The sequence below is a fragment of the Limosilactobacillus coleohominis genome (assembly GCF_016901675.1).
GTDB lineage: Bacteria > Bacillota > Bacilli > Lactobacillales > Lactobacillaceae > Limosilactobacillus > Limosilactobacillus intestinavium.
Genome location: NZ_JACJKU010000009.1, coordinates 18,643 through 34,022 on the forward strand (window position 1 = coordinate 18,643; position 15,380 = coordinate 34,022).

The 15,380-nt window shown below is 40.7% G+C and carries 12 protein-coding genes and 2 pseudogenes; 4 read left to right on the forward strand and 10 right to left on the reverse strand.

The window, feature by feature from the left end:
• Positions 1-13: 13 nt before the first annotated feature.
• The gene (locus H5975_RS01775) at positions 14-670 is read right to left on the reverse strand and encodes a histidine phosphatase family protein (RefSeq protein WP_204784629.1); all 657 of its coding nucleotides are present in this window, start codon (positions 668-670) and stop codon (positions 14-16) included.
• Positions 671-742: 72 nt separating this feature from the next.
• Entirely contained in the window at positions 743-1,399 is a 657-nt protein-coding gene (locus tag H5975_RS01780) for a VTT domain-containing protein (protein WP_204784630.1), read from the reverse strand.
• Positions 1,400-1,564: 165 nt separating this feature from the next.
• Between H5975_RS01780 and helD the strand changes: the two genes are divergently transcribed.
• On the forward strand, positions 1,565-3,868 hold the full coding sequence (helD, locus tag H5975_RS01785) for an RNA polymerase recycling motor HelD (protein ID WP_204784631.1): 2,304 nt from the start codon (positions 1,565-1,567) through the stop codon (positions 3,866-3,868).
• A gap of 93 nt (positions 3,869-3,961) precedes the next feature.
• Complete coding sequence (locus H5975_RS01790) at positions 3,962-6,052, forward strand: LTA synthase family protein (RefSeq protein ID WP_204784632.1); 2,091 nt, start codon at positions 3,962-3,964, stop codon at positions 6,050-6,052.
• Between the two features lie 30 nt (positions 6,053-6,082).
• Here H5975_RS01790 and H5975_RS01795 read toward each other — a convergent pair whose 3' ends face one another.
• Positions 6,083-6,625 carry a GNAT family N-acetyltransferase gene (locus H5975_RS01795; RefSeq protein WP_204784633.1) on the reverse strand — a complete coding sequence of 181 codons (543 nt, stop codon included), beginning with the start codon at positions 6,623-6,625 and terminating at the stop codon, positions 6,083-6,085.
• 135 nt (positions 6,626-6,760) lie between these two features.
• On the opposite strand from H5975_RS01795, the gene coaA reads away from it, so the two are divergent.
• Positions 6,761-7,684 (forward strand): type I pantothenate kinase, encoded by a 924-nt coding sequence (gene coaA, locus H5975_RS01800; protein WP_204784634.1) that lies wholly within the window; start codon positions 6,761-6,763, stop codon positions 7,682-7,684.
• A 26-nt stretch (positions 7,685-7,710) separates the two neighbouring features.
• On the opposite strand, the gene H5975_RS01805 is transcribed toward coaA, so the two are convergent.
• The 3 genes from H5975_RS01805 to H5975_RS01815 are packed head-to-tail and all read right to left on the reverse strand — an operon-like array spanning position 7,711 to position 10,264.
• Positions 7,711-8,955, reverse strand: coding sequence for a sensor histidine kinase (locus tag H5975_RS01805; protein ID WP_204784635.1), 1,245 nt, complete (start codon positions 8,953-8,955; stop codon positions 7,711-7,713).
• Between the two features lie 17 nt (positions 8,956-8,972).
• Positions 8,973-9,641 carry a response regulator transcription factor gene (locus tag H5975_RS01810; RefSeq protein WP_204784636.1) on the reverse strand — a complete coding sequence of 223 codons (669 nt, stop codon included), beginning with the start codon at positions 9,639-9,641 and terminating at the stop codon, positions 8,973-8,975.
• An 11-nt stretch (positions 9,642-9,652) separates the two neighbouring features.
• Positions 9,653-10,264 carry a GTP pyrophosphokinase gene (locus H5975_RS01815; RefSeq protein ID WP_204784637.1) on the reverse strand — a complete coding sequence of 204 codons (612 nt, stop codon included), beginning with the start codon at positions 10,262-10,264 and terminating at the stop codon, positions 9,653-9,655.
• 181 nt (positions 10,265-10,445) lie between these two features.
• Between H5975_RS01815 and guaA the strand changes: the two genes are divergently transcribed.
• Positions 10,446-11,999 carry a glutamine-hydrolyzing GMP synthase gene (gene guaA / locus H5975_RS01820; RefSeq protein WP_204784638.1) on the forward strand — a complete coding sequence of 518 codons (1,554 nt, stop codon included), beginning with the start codon at positions 10,446-10,448 and terminating at the stop codon, positions 11,997-11,999.
• Positions 12,000-12,954: 955 nt separating this feature from the next.
• On the opposite strand, the pseudogene tnpC reads toward guaA, so the two are convergent.
• From tnpC to H5975_RS01840, 4 genes and pseudogenes are all read right to left on the reverse strand, one after another.
• Positions 12,955-14,481 (reverse strand): annotated as a pseudogene (gene tnpC / locus H5975_RS09245) (IS66 family transposase).
• A 69-nt stretch (positions 14,482-14,550) separates the two neighbouring features.
• Positions 14,551-14,907, reverse strand: coding sequence for an IS66 family insertion sequence element accessory protein TnpB (gene tnpB / locus H5975_RS01830; protein ID WP_056994684.1), 357 nt, complete (start codon positions 14,905-14,907; stop codon positions 14,551-14,553).
• Positions 14,897-15,088, reverse strand: a complete 192-nt coding sequence (locus H5975_RS01835; RefSeq protein WP_056994683.1) for a hypothetical protein — start codon at positions 15,086-15,088, stop codon at positions 14,897-14,899. The genes tnpB and H5975_RS01835 overlap by 11 nt, the downstream gene beginning before the upstream one ends.
• Positions 15,089-15,213: 125 nt before the next feature.
• Positions 15,214-15,380: pseudogene (locus H5975_RS01840) on the reverse strand (IS30 family transposase); the annotation flags it as partial.

Sequence of the window (15,380 nt, forward strand, 5' to 3'; positions counted from 1 at the left end):
TGTGTTTTCCCCCTTACTTATCAGGAATTTGTAATTGGTTATAAAAATCTACATGTGTATTATTTTGATCTAACGTTAATTTAGTAATGCTGCCGTTAAGTGGCGCTTCAGTCTCTTGACCATCGCCGAAGCGGTCGACAATGGCTGAAATGGTCATACCATGGGAAACGACAACGCTGACGCTATTGTCAGGCAAATTACGGAGGCGACGGAAGCCCTTATCGAGACGTTTCCAAAATTCATCATGGGATTCTGCATTATGGAAAGGATCACTTGCGGCGATCATATCCTGTACTTTTGCAATACCATGTTGGTCGAAAATTTCTCTAAAGTTGGTGAATTTTTGTGGGGCTCCAACCATGACAGCACTCTGTGCATCATCTGAACCTTCAAAGTAGCCAAAGAATTCCTCACGGAAAGCGGGTTCCTTAATTGGTGCAGTAATTTTGTCAGTAGGATGGTGCTCTAAAATAATGTTAGCAGTATCAACCGCCCGCTTTAGGTCACTGCTAAACAAGTAATCAAAATCTAAGTTGGCAAGGGCATGACCCGCATTAGAGGCGTCTTCTTTGCCCTTGGCGGTTAATGGAGTATCAGACCAGCCTTGCATGCGGTGGTATAGGTTAAAAAATGTTTCCCCATGTCGTACAAAATAAACAACGTTCGCCATAGAAATCCTCCTTTAGCACACCGATAATATTAGTACTATTTTATCATACTTAACGGGTTATAGAAGGCGGGGCTACTTAATCATTCGGTTTCGTTTCATAACACGACGCTTAATAAGCCGGTTAATGCCTAAAGCCATTGCAGGAATCATTAAAACGATGATGAGGAGTAACAAAAGGAGTGAGAAGTGTTCTTTTACAAACGGAATTGTTCCGAAATAATAGCCGACTAAGGCAGCAATCAGGACCCATAGGAGCGTGCCGAAGAAGTTACCAACAACAAATCTGGAAAATTTGAAGCCAGCTGACCCGGAAATTAATGGAACAAAGGTCCGAATTAACGGGACAAACCGGCCAAAGATCACTGCTTTGATACCATGACGTTCGAAAAAGTCATGTGCAACTTGCCAATTAGGTCCCATTACTTTTTTTCGTAACCAAGACCACTTCATTAGTCGAGTACCAATGGTGTAATTTACGATGTCACCAAGAAAGGCGGCTACAAAAAATCCACAAATCAACACGCTTAATTTGATTGAGTTAGTGTTTAAGGCGGCTAATGATGACGCTACAAAGATCAGTGATTCACCGGGCAACCACGGGAAAATCACCAGGCCAGTTTCCATGAAGGTGATGGTAAACAAGATCATGTATCCCCAACCGCCGGTGGCGTTAAAGATGGGGATGATAATCTCTGGAATATGGGTCAGTCCATAAATCACTTGGTCCATGTGCAACACTCCTTTTGGCGGTAATACTTATCTCTATTTTACTGTTAATTTGTCAGGAAAGGTCAAAGTATTGTAAGCTTTATAACTTTTTTATGACTTTCAATATTGGAATTGAAAAAATGCTATAATAGATAAATTAAAAATTAAGTAAGGAGCTTTTTAGTTGTGGCTGAATCAGTTTTGAAAAAAGAACAAGCCCACCTCGATCACGTGATTGAGGAAATTAAAAAGGCAGAAAAAAAGGCCGATAGTAAAATCTCAACGGCCAAAAAAGACATTCATAACCTAAGTAAGGATTTTGATACGATCCACATGAACACCACCACGTATTCAGGAATGATGGATACGGCGATGTCAGTGCGGACTCAGCAGCAAATGCTGGACGAACGGGAAAATAGCTGGCAACACGCTGCCGACCGTTTATCGACTTTGAAACGATTAGAAGCAAAACCATACTTTGCACGGATTGATTTTCAAGAGAAAAATGGTCAACAACCCGAAACGATCTATATTGGGCTAGCTTCTTTCTCCGATCATCCTGACCATTTTCTGGTTTATGACTGGCGGGCACCCATTTCATCAATTTATTATGATGGGGAATTAGGAAATGTCTCTTACGACACTCCAGATGGCCAGGAAACAGTCAACGTAAAGCTCAAACGGCAGTTTCAAATTGAAGATGGCGTGATTGTTACCCTGTATGATACTGATGAAGCGGTCACGGATCAGATGTTGCTGTCGGCGTTGAGTAATCATTCCAGCAACAAGATGAAGAGTATTGTTTCTACGATTCAAAAGACCCAAAACGCCATTATCCGGAATACCAAGGACGATCTGTTATTTGTTCAGGGAGCTGCCGGATCAGGTAAAACCGCGGCAGTGCTTCAACGGGTTGCTTGGTTGCTCTACCGTTACCGTGGAAATCTGTCAGCTTCACAAGTGGTCTTATTTAGTCCTAACCAACTATTCAATGACTACATTGACCAAGTTTTGCCAGAACTTGGTGAACAGAATATGGTGCAGTTGACGTACTACCAATATGTTAACCGCCGGGTTCCTCGGCTAAAGGTAGCTACTTTGAAACAACGGTTTGAACAAAGCGACCAAGGTATTAATGATAAAGCGGTTCGATTACTGAGCAGCTTAGAGTATTTCAAAGCAGTGACGAATTATGCAAAACGGTTAGGAACAGATGGACACCTGCATTTCCGTAATTTGATGTTTAATGATCGAGTTTTTGTGCCAAAGGAACGCATTAAAGAAATCTACTATTCTTTCAATCGGACTTACAACCTTGGTAACCGCCTTGACGGTACCAAAGAAGAATTGACTAAATACCTGAACCGACGAATTGGTACTGAAATGCGTGCCAAGTGGGTCGAAGAACAAATCCAAAGCATGAGTCAAGAAGAACTAAACGTCCTGTACGCAAATCATCCCCAAGCATTTGCTAATGACCAAGCAGAGAATAAGTTCTTGTCACGGATGATTGTGATGAATGCTTTCCGGCCGATTAAACGGGCCATTGATCATAACCGGTGGCTAAATATCAATGCTCAATATGTTCATTTATTAAGGGTCACCTCGAAGATTATTAACCTGGACAACTTTTGCATTAGCCAGGAAGAATGGCGCCAATATGTTGACCAACAAGTAGCCAATTTAAAGAATCATCAGATTAGCGCTAACGGTATTTCCGTTTACCTATACTTATACGACCTTTTAACAGGTAAACGCGGTGAACGTGATATTCGTTATGTCTTCGTTGATGAAGTGCAGGATTATGACGCATTCCAATTGGCCTACTTAAAATTCTGTTTCCCACGTGCCAAGTTCACACTTCTAGGTGATTTGAACCAGGCAATCTTTACTCATGAAAATAGTAAGAAACTATTGAAAGAGTTAGGAACGATGTTTGATCCTGAAAAAACTTCCGTAGTTCAGTTGACGAAATCGTACCGGTCTACGAAAGAAATTACAGACTTTACCCGGGAAATATTATTAGATGGTGAAGCGATCGAAGCCTTCGATCGGCCGGGTGAATTACCTGAAGTTATCATAAATAATAGTCAAGCGGGGGCCGTTCAAGACGTCATGAAGACGTTGCAAAAGTATCAAGACCAGCACGATAAGATTGCTGTGATCGGTAAGACACTTGCGGATAGTCAAGAAATTTCAGAACAATTAAAGCAACAAGGAATTGATAACACACTGATTCGGACTGAAAACCAAAGGCTGGTAGACGGAATCATAGTTGTGCCTTCCTATCTTGCAAAGGGTCTTGAATTCGATGCAGTGGTTGTTTGGGATGCCAATGATAATAAGTACCCCGAAGAAGATGAGCGTCAATTACTCTACACAATTGCTTCGCGGGCAATGCATGCCCTTACCATTACGGCGGTTGGCCAGGTTACCCACCTGCTTGATCGGGTTAATCCATCTCTGTATACCATTCAGAATAATTCTTAAACTTTTGCCAAAGACCGATATTAAGCGTTGCGTCAACGCTGGTTTAGGGTATGATGGTAAATGTTGAAAAAGATCATGGAGGAAGAATTTTAAATGAATGCAGCGTTGAAAAAAATAAGACGCGGTTTAAACACCAAACTCGGCTTCTTTATCTTTACGGTTTTGTTATTTGCCATAAAGAGTTATTGGGCCTACAAGACAAAGTTTAATTTAGGAGTGAAAGGGACTGTTCAACAGTTCCTACTAGCTTTCAATACGTTACCAGCAGCGATAATTCTGATTGGGATTGCACTATATTTCCGGGGACGATTGTCTTACTGGCTAATGTGCCTCATTAATTTCCTGTTATCGACCTGGCTGTTTGCGAACATTCTGTATTACCGAGAGTTCTCTGATTTCATTACCTTTAACGTTATTAAGGGTAGTGGAGCCACTTCTAATAACCTGGGAAAGAGTTTCTTAGGCATTATGCGGCCAAGTGACTTTGGTGTTTACGTTGATGTAATCATTATTGTGCTAATTTTACTGTTCCACGTTGTTAGAGTTGATATGCGGTACTTTAAGATTCGGTATGCCACTACCATTACGGTCATTGGTTTTGCGCTCTTTGGTGCTAACTTAGGAATGGCCGAAAGCAACCGGAGCCAATTATTAACACGGACATTTGATAACAACTACATTGTTAAGTACCTTGGACTTGAAGCCTACACGGTCTACGATGGTGTCAAAACCACCCATAGTAGTGCTGTGAAAGCTAAGGCTAGTGCTAGGGATATGGCTCCAGTTCAACGGTGGATCAAGAAAAACTATGCTGGACCGAATATCCAATATTATGGCAAAGCCAAGGGTAAGAACATTATTATTATCCACTTGGAAAGTTTCCAACAATTCTTGATTGATTACAAAGTTAACGGACAGGAAGTTACTCCTAACTTAAATAAGTTGTACCACGCGGACAATACGTTGTCGTTTGACAACTTCTTCCACCAAGTTGGTCAAGGGAAGACAGCGGATGCTGAAATGATGCTGGAAAACTCCTTGTTTGGTTTGCCAGAAGGTTCAGCAATGGTTACCGATGGGACTACTAACACTTTCCAATCTGCACCTGCACTATTACACCAAAAGCTTGGTTATACAACCGCTTCCTTCCATGGTGACGTTCCGAGCTTCTGGAACCGTGATAATGCGTATAAGTCATTTGGTTATGACTACTTCTTTAGTAAGCAATATTACCCAACTACTAAAGATGGTGAAGTTGGTTACGGAATGAAAGATAAGATCTTCCTCAAAGATTCCGCAAACTACTTAGATCAATTGCCACAACCGTTCTATGCTAAGTTGATTACGGTTACCAACCACTATCCATACCTCTTGGATAAGAAGAACAAGTCAATTGATGCTTTGAAGACGGGTGATGATACCGTTGATCCATATGTTCAAACGGCTCATTACCTTGACCAATCCGTCGGTGAACTGTTGAACTACTTAGACAAGACCGGTTTACGGAAGAACAGTGTTCTGGTTCTTTACGGTGACCACTACGGAATTTCTAACAACCACCAACCAGCAATTGCTAAGATCTTTAACAAGAAGTCTGTTAACAACTATGATTTGGCAATGTTCCAAAAAGTACCATTCATGATTAACATGGACGGTCTTAAGGGTGGCGTTAACCACACTTATGGTGGTGAAATTGACGTTCTTCCAACACTGGAAGACCTCTTAGGAATTAGCTCCAATAAGTACATTCAATTTGGCCAGGACCTCTTATCTAAGAAGAACAACCAGATTGTGCCATTTAGAAATGGTGACTGGGTAACACCTAAGTATACGAAGTACAATGGTGATTACTACTACTCCAAGAGTGGTAAACAAATTAAGAAACTGTCAGCTAGCCAAAAGAAGCAAACTGATAAGATTCAAAAATGGGTTACTACTGACCTAGGCCTTTCCGACAAGGTCATGAATGGGGACTTGTTACGGTTCTACAAGCTACCTGGCTTCAAGAAGGTCGACAAGAAGAGCTATTCATACAACCTGCAAAAGGCATTGAAGAAGCTGAAGACTGATAAGAAGCGGAAGAATAGTGTACGAGCACAAAATGGCAATAAGTCAACGGTCAACGACTATTCAACGGATGCACCAGAACTAGAGAATAGTTCAAGTCAAAAGTTTCCTAAATAAACGAAAAGAGCGCTAATAAGGCGCTCTTTTTTAGTGGATTTCAATATGATGTCGGTGATTAAAAGGCCGGTAGAACCAATGATAGGCTTTAGCCAACTGCTGAATATCAAAGCTTTGACCATTGGTTAGAATGACATACTGAGTGCCATCTTCGGTAGTTTGATGATTCGTAAAATTAAACCCGTGGCTTTGATAAAATTTCAGGCGACGCTGGCGTTGTTCAGCATTACCTGCCTGTTCATCTAATGGTTCGACTTCTAAAACGATTGGAACATCAGGGTTTTTGGCATTGAGCCAGTCCAAAATTTGGCCACCATAGCCTTGAGAGTGTTGGTCGGGATCCACCGCTAAGTAAAATAGAAAATCTAGATTTGGTTGGTGGATCATATAGCTGAAACCAACAAAGCGGTTTTGATCATAATATGCTAAGAATTCGGCATTCTTCGAACGTGATTTGCGTAAAAGCCATGACCATTTAACCAGTTCTTCTTCTGGAAAAGCAGTATGGTATAAATCTTTGATTTGATCGTAGTCAGTAAGATGTTTGCTGACTGTTTGAGCTGTAAGCGGCACGTTATCCCTCCTAAATTTACTCAAATTCTACCAAGAACCCATCATCAAAAGCAAATTAAGGCGAGCTCGCTCATTGATAAACAAATAATGGTAAAATAAAGCTATTATTATGAAGCAATTCGAGGAATGATAATCATGGATGAATGGCTGAACTACGATCAATTTGATCGCGCCACGTGGCACAGCTTTTTCCCGAGCAAACGGGTCAACTTAACACAAGAAAACTTGGACGCAATTAAATCACTGAATGACCAAATTTCAATTCAAGACGTCCAGGAGGTCTATTTGCCACTGATTAAACTACTGCAGCTACAGTATCAGAACTATATCCAAATGCAGTTACAAAGGCTGACTTTTCTAAAAAAACCATCGCGAAGGATTCCGTACATTATTGGAATTGCGGGATCAGTTGCCGTGGGGAAAAGTACCACGGCTCGTTTGTTGCAAATTCTATTAAACCGGTTAATGCCAGATCAGCGGGTGGAGTTGGTGACGACGGATGGGTTTCTATATTCCAACGCGGAATTGCAAAAGCGGGGATTAATGTCACGTAAGGGATTTCCAGAATCATACGATATGGAACGCCTTTTGACGTTTCTAAATGATATTAAGGCCGGGGCAGATCAAGTCACTGCACCAACTTATTCCCATAATACCTATGATATTATGCCGGACCATCCTCAAATAATTGAAGAACCAGATATTTTAATTGTGGAAGGAATCAATGTTCTACAATTGCCAAGCACCCAACGACTATACGTTAGTGACTTCTTTGACTGTTCGATTTACGTTGATGCTGAAGCAGAATTAGTAAAACAGTGGTATCTGGAACGGTTTGGGTTGTTGTTAGATACGGCATTTAAAAATCCAGATAATTATTACTACCCATATACTAAGGGCAAACGTGAGGATGCTTTTAAGATGGCACGAAAAGTTTGGGATGAAGTTGATTTGCCAAACTTAAACGACTACATTTTGCCGACACGCAATCGTGCTGACATCATTTTGCATAAGACCCATCATCACGTAATTGATCGCATTTACTTACGAGAAGACTAAAAAAGATTGGCATTGCCAATCTTTTTTTAACTCCGTAATGTAATGTGAAAACTGATCATCCCATTCTTGTAACTGGCTTTAATTTTACCGTGGAAAAGGCTCACGATTCGTTGAGCCATTGAAAGGCCAATGCCAAAGCCGCTTTGATGCTTGATTTGGTGAGAAGTATCTGCACGATAGAAACGGTTAAAGAACTTATTGTAGTCAACGTCTTTACCAGCTGCATAAGAATTGGAAACGGTCAGGTAGACATTCTTAGAACGTTTATTTTTGTTGAGGGTGATGATAATTTGCCCATCATCATCACAATATTTATTAGCATTATCCAACAGGATATTGATTAGTTCTTCAAAGTGGTTCTGGTCACCTTGAATGTGTAGGTCATTTTGGATATTAACTCTGAACTGATGGTGGTTTTGCATTGCCACCCCTTTGAAACTATCGGCAACCCGTTTAGCGATCGCACTAGCATCAATATCAGTAATCGCAACGTTTGGTTGTTCCTCCATGCGGGCCAGTGAGATTAGATTGTTAATCAAACGGGTCAGCCGAGTAACCTGTTCCTTATTGCTTTGCGTCCATTCATCTTCACCGGTGGTTAATTCTTGCATTTCGGTATTAGCAGCAATCACTGTTAGTGGAGTTTTGAGCTCGTGACCAGCATTCGTGATAAATTCGCGTTGCCGTTGTTCAGCTTGAATAATCGGTTTAATCGCACGTTTAGAGAACCCAATTAAGATGGCTGTGTAGAGAATCAGACACAAGATGCCTAAAGCGATACTAACGTGCAAGATCTCCCGAGTTTCTGACATCAGGAGGGTTTCATCTAGAAAGACGACCAGCGTGTTTTTAGAACTACGCTTGATACGGTAAGCATAGTGAACACCTTGGTAGCTAATAACCCCATTATTCCGTGAAAATTTAGTAACCCGCTTTGCCAGTCGTTGAATAGCACTTGGTTGAACTGTTAAAATGTGCTGATTATTGATCGCGGTAGTTTGATTGTGACGGTCCAAATTGGCACTAAAGTAGCGGTATTGAAACATTCCTTCCCGTGAGAAACGGGACCCAAAGAAATTTTGGGGTTGCCGTTGGATATTTTTACTGGCCAGTTGCCCGTTATTCTGTACCAACATTGTTAAAACTTCGTTAACCTTGTTTTTTGAACGGAAGTAAGCAATTGAAGCAATGCTGCCAATGATGGTGAACAGGACCACGATAAGGGCTGAAGTGGAGACAAAAATAAATTTCTTTTGAAAGTGTCGAATCATTTAACCACCCTTTTCAATTATTCAGTAATTTTGAAAGGACCATCCTTTTCACCATTGATAACCACATTGGACCCGACTGATTCAAGTTTCCGCCGGAGATATGAAACTGTGAACCAAACATCATCGGGGTCAGCTGATTCGTCATCATCATCCCAAGTGTGGTTCAGAAGGTCATCGACTGAAAGGTCCTTGTTGGCATTGAGAATCATGTATTGAAGTAGGCGAGCTTCTTTGCTAGTTAAGCTGATGGAATTATTGCTGACGAGAGTTTGCTCATTGGTATCGACAGTTAAGTCTCCAAATTGGAGGATGTCTTTATCCAATTCGTCATTGCGCCGTTCTAGTGAACGCAACCGTGCCAGTAACTCTTTTAGTGAGAACGGCTTGGTCATGTAATCGTCAGCTCCAGCATCAAGTCCGGTGACCTTATCGTCAACTTCAGCCATTGCGGTTAGCATCATAACGTGGGTCCGGTCACCAGAAGCACGAATTTCCTTGAGAGCTTCTAGCCCGGTTTTGACTGGCATCATGATATCAAGAATCATAACGTCATAGGCGTTTTCCTTTGCTAAATCAACAGCGCTTTGACCATCAGCAACTTGGTCAACTGTATAGCCGGCTTTTTCCATTGCTAACTTGAGAACGCGTGCTAATTGTTCTTCATCTTCAGCTAATAAAATTCGCATGAATATTCCTCCTAATCATGTTCATTAATTAATTGGCGGATGGTTTGCATTTGGACATCACAAGATGCCAGTTGGTCAGCGCACCGCTTGAGTTCCTTACCAATCCGCTCAGGATTTTTAATGTGGTGTTTGTACTTCATTTCGTGTTCCAAACTGGCCCAGGAGTCCATTGCGATGGTACGTAATTGAATTTCAGCATAGTAATGACCAGGGACGTTGCCATCAACATCTTTGTAAGGAGTGGTGACGTTTAAAATCACGTGATAGCTCCGGTAGCCATTTGGCTTGGCGTTTGTAATGTAGTCTTTCTCTTTAACGATGTCACACCAGTCTGATTGACGTAGGAGAGTTAGGCACCGGTCAATGTCATCAATAAAGTTGCAAACGATTCGCACCCCAATTGCGTCTTTACAATTACGAAGAGCCGATTCTGTAGTAACTGGATACCCTTTGCGTTGACACTTTTCAGTCATGCTGGCGGGAGTTTTAACCCGGCTGATGAGGTGTTCATATAGCTTGGGGTGGTGATGGTTAACTTCATCTTCATTTAATTCTTGGATGTTGTGGAGCAATTGATCCATTACTTTGTGAAGAGATTGCTCATAATTTCCATAAATATTCATAATCATCATTCCTTTACATTGGACCTATTATAACAGGAACGAACAATCTAACCATCAATTCGCAATAGTTTTAGAAAAACTTCTTGAAATCACTAGCGAGGCCGGTTTAGTTATTGACCGACTGGGGTAAACACCGTACAATAGTTTTAAGTTTAGAATTCATTATAAAGGAGTGGGACAAGTGGCAAACGTCAATTTAGATGCTTTTGATAAGATTTTGGTGCTTGACTTTGGTAGTCAATACAACCAATTAATCACGCGGCGCATTCGTGACTTTGGGATTTACTCAGAATTAATGTCACACAAGATTAGTGCTGCTGAAATCAAAAAGCTCCACCCAAAGGGAATTATTTTCTCTGGTGGGCCAAATTCCGTATATGCCAAGGATGCATTTACAGTTGACCAGGACATTTACAAGTTGGGAATCCCAATTTTAGGAATTTGTTATGGGATGCAACTGATGTCTTATAACCTCGGTGGTAAGGTTGAATCAGCGGAAGATTCTGAATATGGTCGTGCTGACATTGAAGTGACTGATAAGGATGCCAAGTTGTTTGCTGGTTTACCAGATAAACAATATGTTTGGATGAGTCACGGGGACTTGGTAACGAAGGCTCCTGAAGGCTTTAAAGTAACTGCAACCAGTAAGAACTGTCCGATCGCAGCGATTGCGGATGATGATCGTAAACTATACGGTTTGCAATTCCACACAGAAGTTCGGAACACTGAGTATGGTTTAGACATTTTGAAACGGTTTGCGTTCGACATTTGTGGTGCTAAAGCTAACTGGACGATGGATGACTTTATTGATATGCAAGTAAAGGAAATCCGTGAAAAAGTTGGTGACAAGAAGGTTATTCTTGGTCTATCCGGTGGTGTCGACTCCAGTGTTACTGCAGTACTGATCCACAAGGCAATTGGTGACCAATTAACATGTATCTTCGTTGATCACGGTCTGTTGCGGAAGAACGAAGCAGATCAAGTTATGAATGCATTAAACCGTGACCTTGGGGTGAACATCATCAAGGTTGATGCTGCCGACCGCTTCTTGGGTCAATTGAAAGGTGTTACTGATCCTGAAAAGAAACGGAAGATTATTGGTAAGGAATTCGTTGAAGTGTTCAATGAAGAAGCTAAGAAGATGGACGATGCCGAATTCTTGGCTCAAGGGACGTTATACACTGACGTGATTGAATCAGGTACTGATACGGCCCAGACTATTAAGTCTCACCATAACGTTGGTGGCTTACCAAAGAAGCTCGGCTTCAAGTTGATTGAACCATTACGGAGCTTGTTCAAGGACGAAACCCGTGAACTAGGTGAAAAGCTCGGGATTCCTCACGAATTAGTTTGGCGTCAACCATTCCCAGGCCCTGGCTTAGGAATTCGGGTCATTGGTGAAATCACACCTGAGAAGTTGGAAATTGTTCGTGAAAGTGACGCAATTCTGCGTGAAGAAATTGCAAAGGCCGGATTGGACGAAAAGATTTGGCAATACTTCACTGTATTACCAGGAATTCGTTCAGTTGGTGTCATGGGAGACGGCCGGACATACGACTACGCGGTTGCTATCCGGGCTGTGACATCCATCGATGGAATGACTGCTGACTTTGCAAAGATTCCATGGGATGTTCTTCAAAAGATTTCGGTACGGATCGTAAACGAAGTTGATCACGTTAACCGAATTCTCTATGATGTCACGAGTAAGCCGCCTTCGACTATAGAGTACGAGTGATGTTATAGGACAACATGAAGAGGGAAGCCTAAGATAACGGCATTTGTAGAGGGGCAAATTTGGTAGAATTGGTAGTTTATTGCAAGTTGTCTACCAAAAGTCTACCAAAAACATCAATAGATAATACCGCAAAAGGTACTACGTAATTTGAGCTTGCGTAGTACCTTTTTTGTTATTACATTGGCACGCCATTGTTTTAAAATTACATATTTTAGCTATAAGTAATAATATAATTATCTTTACAGGTTCTGTATATTATCCTTACTTAATTGTGAAGATAGGTATGTTCTTTATTTCCCAACGATGCGTCCGGAAAAGGAAACTAAGGATAGCAAAAAGGGTAAGAAGAATAAGAAAAAGTAGTCTAAAAGCCTGATGTGACGGCTTTTCGACGACACTGTGAATTTAGACAAATTTAGTTACTAGCTTGTAAAAAGTTAGTAATCTTGGTGTGTGTACACCAAAAATACACCATTTTTTAAATAAACTGAATTAGTAAAAAAGCTGGCAAAAAAAGAAGACTTCGATTCTCCATTAGGGAATCGGAGCCTTTTATTTTATAAAGCATTAAAAGAATTCATTGCAGTAGTTCATAATACAGCATGAAAACTGAAGTAAGGGTTAATTTAGAGTGTTTAATGAATTAAACGATAAATTGATCGAATTCTCTTAAAAAGGCTTAGAAAGCAATATGAAATAAATAACAGGTACTACATAATTGTAAAACGTGTAGTACCTGTTAATTATTTTCTCTGTCTAAATTTAATCAGTAGATAATCATTTTAACAGACTAACATGGAAAACAGACGACCTGATAATTAATACACCAATATGCGCCGATTACCAACACTTGAGACTATTGAATATGTACGTAAGCACCGAATAACAACACGTATTGAAAAAGAGCGCCCTGCGTAGCACATCAGTTTGATGTTACGCAGGGCGCTTGCTTGTTTTATATATGACATTGGGCCTGGACTTCTTTTGCCCATGGCAAAAAGCCCTCAATATCTTTATTCTCACGGTTTGGTAAGTGATCAAAAAGATACTTGAAGTATTTGTAAATATTCAAATGATTCATTTTAGCCGTGCCAACTATCGTGTAATATACGGCACTAGCCTGAGCGCCGCGAATACTTTTCGCAAACAAACTGTTCTTGCGAATTAGTGTTGACGGCCGAATTGCCTGCTCTACTGGATTGTTAGTTAATGGAACTTGGCCATTTTCAAAGATCCGATAAACTCGTAGCCTTAGCGCTAGGGCATTTTGAATGGCATTCTTTAGTTTACCGAGTGGTCGCTTCACCTGACTAATGTAGTCATAAAAGGAATCTAGTAATGGCTTTAATCTTTTTCTTCGCTCTGCGGCCTTCCCTTCTTTAGTGTGATATTTTAAGTGCTTTTCCGTATGGAAAATCGGTCTTAATAATGAAACTGCTTGTTGTGCTATCGACGATTTAGCAGGGCGATTGTGCAATGCCTTAATAATGTTGATAAATTCACGGCGAATATGTACCAAGCAAGATCCAAATTTAGCGTTTGGATAGAGGCGATTACTATAGCCATCACACATTATAATCCCTTGATAATTACTCCCCACGATATCCTTAATAACCTTGCCAGAACGTGTATTGGCATAGCGAAAAACATTAATTGGATGACGACTGAATTCAGCGGTCGTCTTTGTGGCCCAAAAATAACAGTTTGCTTTGTGTTCTTCTAACACTTGAAAGGGTGTCTCATCCATGTGAATGACTTCTTCTGAACGAATTAATTCACATAGTTTCTTATACAAAGGCATCAAGTAGCTTTCACTTACCTTAATAATATTCTTAGTGATTATCGTGTCGTTAACTGGCATTCCCATTGCCAACCATAGTTTAAGTTATCGATGAAATGGCAAAGCCAGATTAAATTTAAGTTCACTAATTTTCGCTAGGATACTACTTGAGAAATAGCTATGTGGCAAAATTGCTTGTGGTACTTTACTATTAACGACTACATCGTTGCCATCCGGATGACAATGATTGCACTTATAGCTTTCTTGGTAATAGTTCTTGCAATATAGTTCAGCCGGTTTAAGTGTCGCTTCGCGTCTTGCTAGGCGCTGACCAATTTTAGACATTTCTTCCTGACAGTAAGGACACTTCGTGTCCGTTAGCGGGATTACCTGATCTACCTGTGGCAGACTATTCAAAAGAGCGGTACGCTTACCCGACTGCTTTGCTTTACGGTGACGTACCACTTGTTTTTGCTTTACTGTAACTACTTCAATAGTTTCTTGATCACTATCTTCTAGCTCAGCGAGTTGCTGGTCGCTAAACAATGACTGTTGTCCTGAGACTACTTGCTTAAAAACTTCAGTTTTTTTCCCAAATAGTTGGTTCTGTAATGCCTTGATAATCAGCTGTTGTTGGGCAATCTGCTGCTGCGCAGCGGCTAATTGCTTTTTAAGTTCAGCGCTTTGCTTTTCGTAATCCATGGTCCGTCACCTCCGTCCTTAATGAATTCTGATTAATTATATCAGAAGTGGAGGAATTTAAAAAGAGCCTTAATAGAGATTACCTGGTTTGGCTTTATGAACATTAGGCGTAGGAAAAGGATTCAGGCCTTTCAAAAGGTTGGCTAGTTCCTGACGCTTTAATAAGCGAGCTTCAGAAGAAGTTCGTGGCCATTTGAGATGACCATTTTCATAGCGTTTATAAAGTAAGATAAAGCCTTCGCCGTCCCAATATAAACCCTTGAAACGATCATTCCTAAAGCCGCAGAAAAGGAAGAGTGAATCATCGTATAATTCTAAGCCATAATTTTCAGCGATTACTATCGCTAAACCGTCAATTCCTTTACGAAGGTCTGTCTTCCCACAAACAAGATAGACATGTCTAGGCGCGTGCCAATTAATGAGCATTTTCGGTCAACACCTTAACCAATTCACTGGCAAGCTTCGGATTAATACCCTTGAAGATCGTTAAGCGAATCCCATTGAACTCTACTTTAGCCGCAATATGTTTATATGTTGCAGAGATCGGAGCCGTCGTAGATGGCTTTGAAACAAAATTAGGTGTAATGATTTCATGTTTTTCTTCCATAAAAAGTCTCCTAACTGAATTTATTGTAATCAGTATAGGAGACCTGAAGTTGAAAATATATACGTGTTGTTATTCGGTGCTTACGATTTATTTATGGCAGATTGCAAGAAATAACTAGAACGAATTTAATGACGTAAATTAAGCAGGAAGATCTCGATTGGTGTGCGCCAATTAAGACATTTGAGTGGCCGGGAATTCAGATACCAATTGATTTGAACCAGCTGGCGATCGCTCAGCTCTTCAATAGCTTGTCCCTTGGGAATAAATCGTCGCAAAACTCGGTTACGGTTCT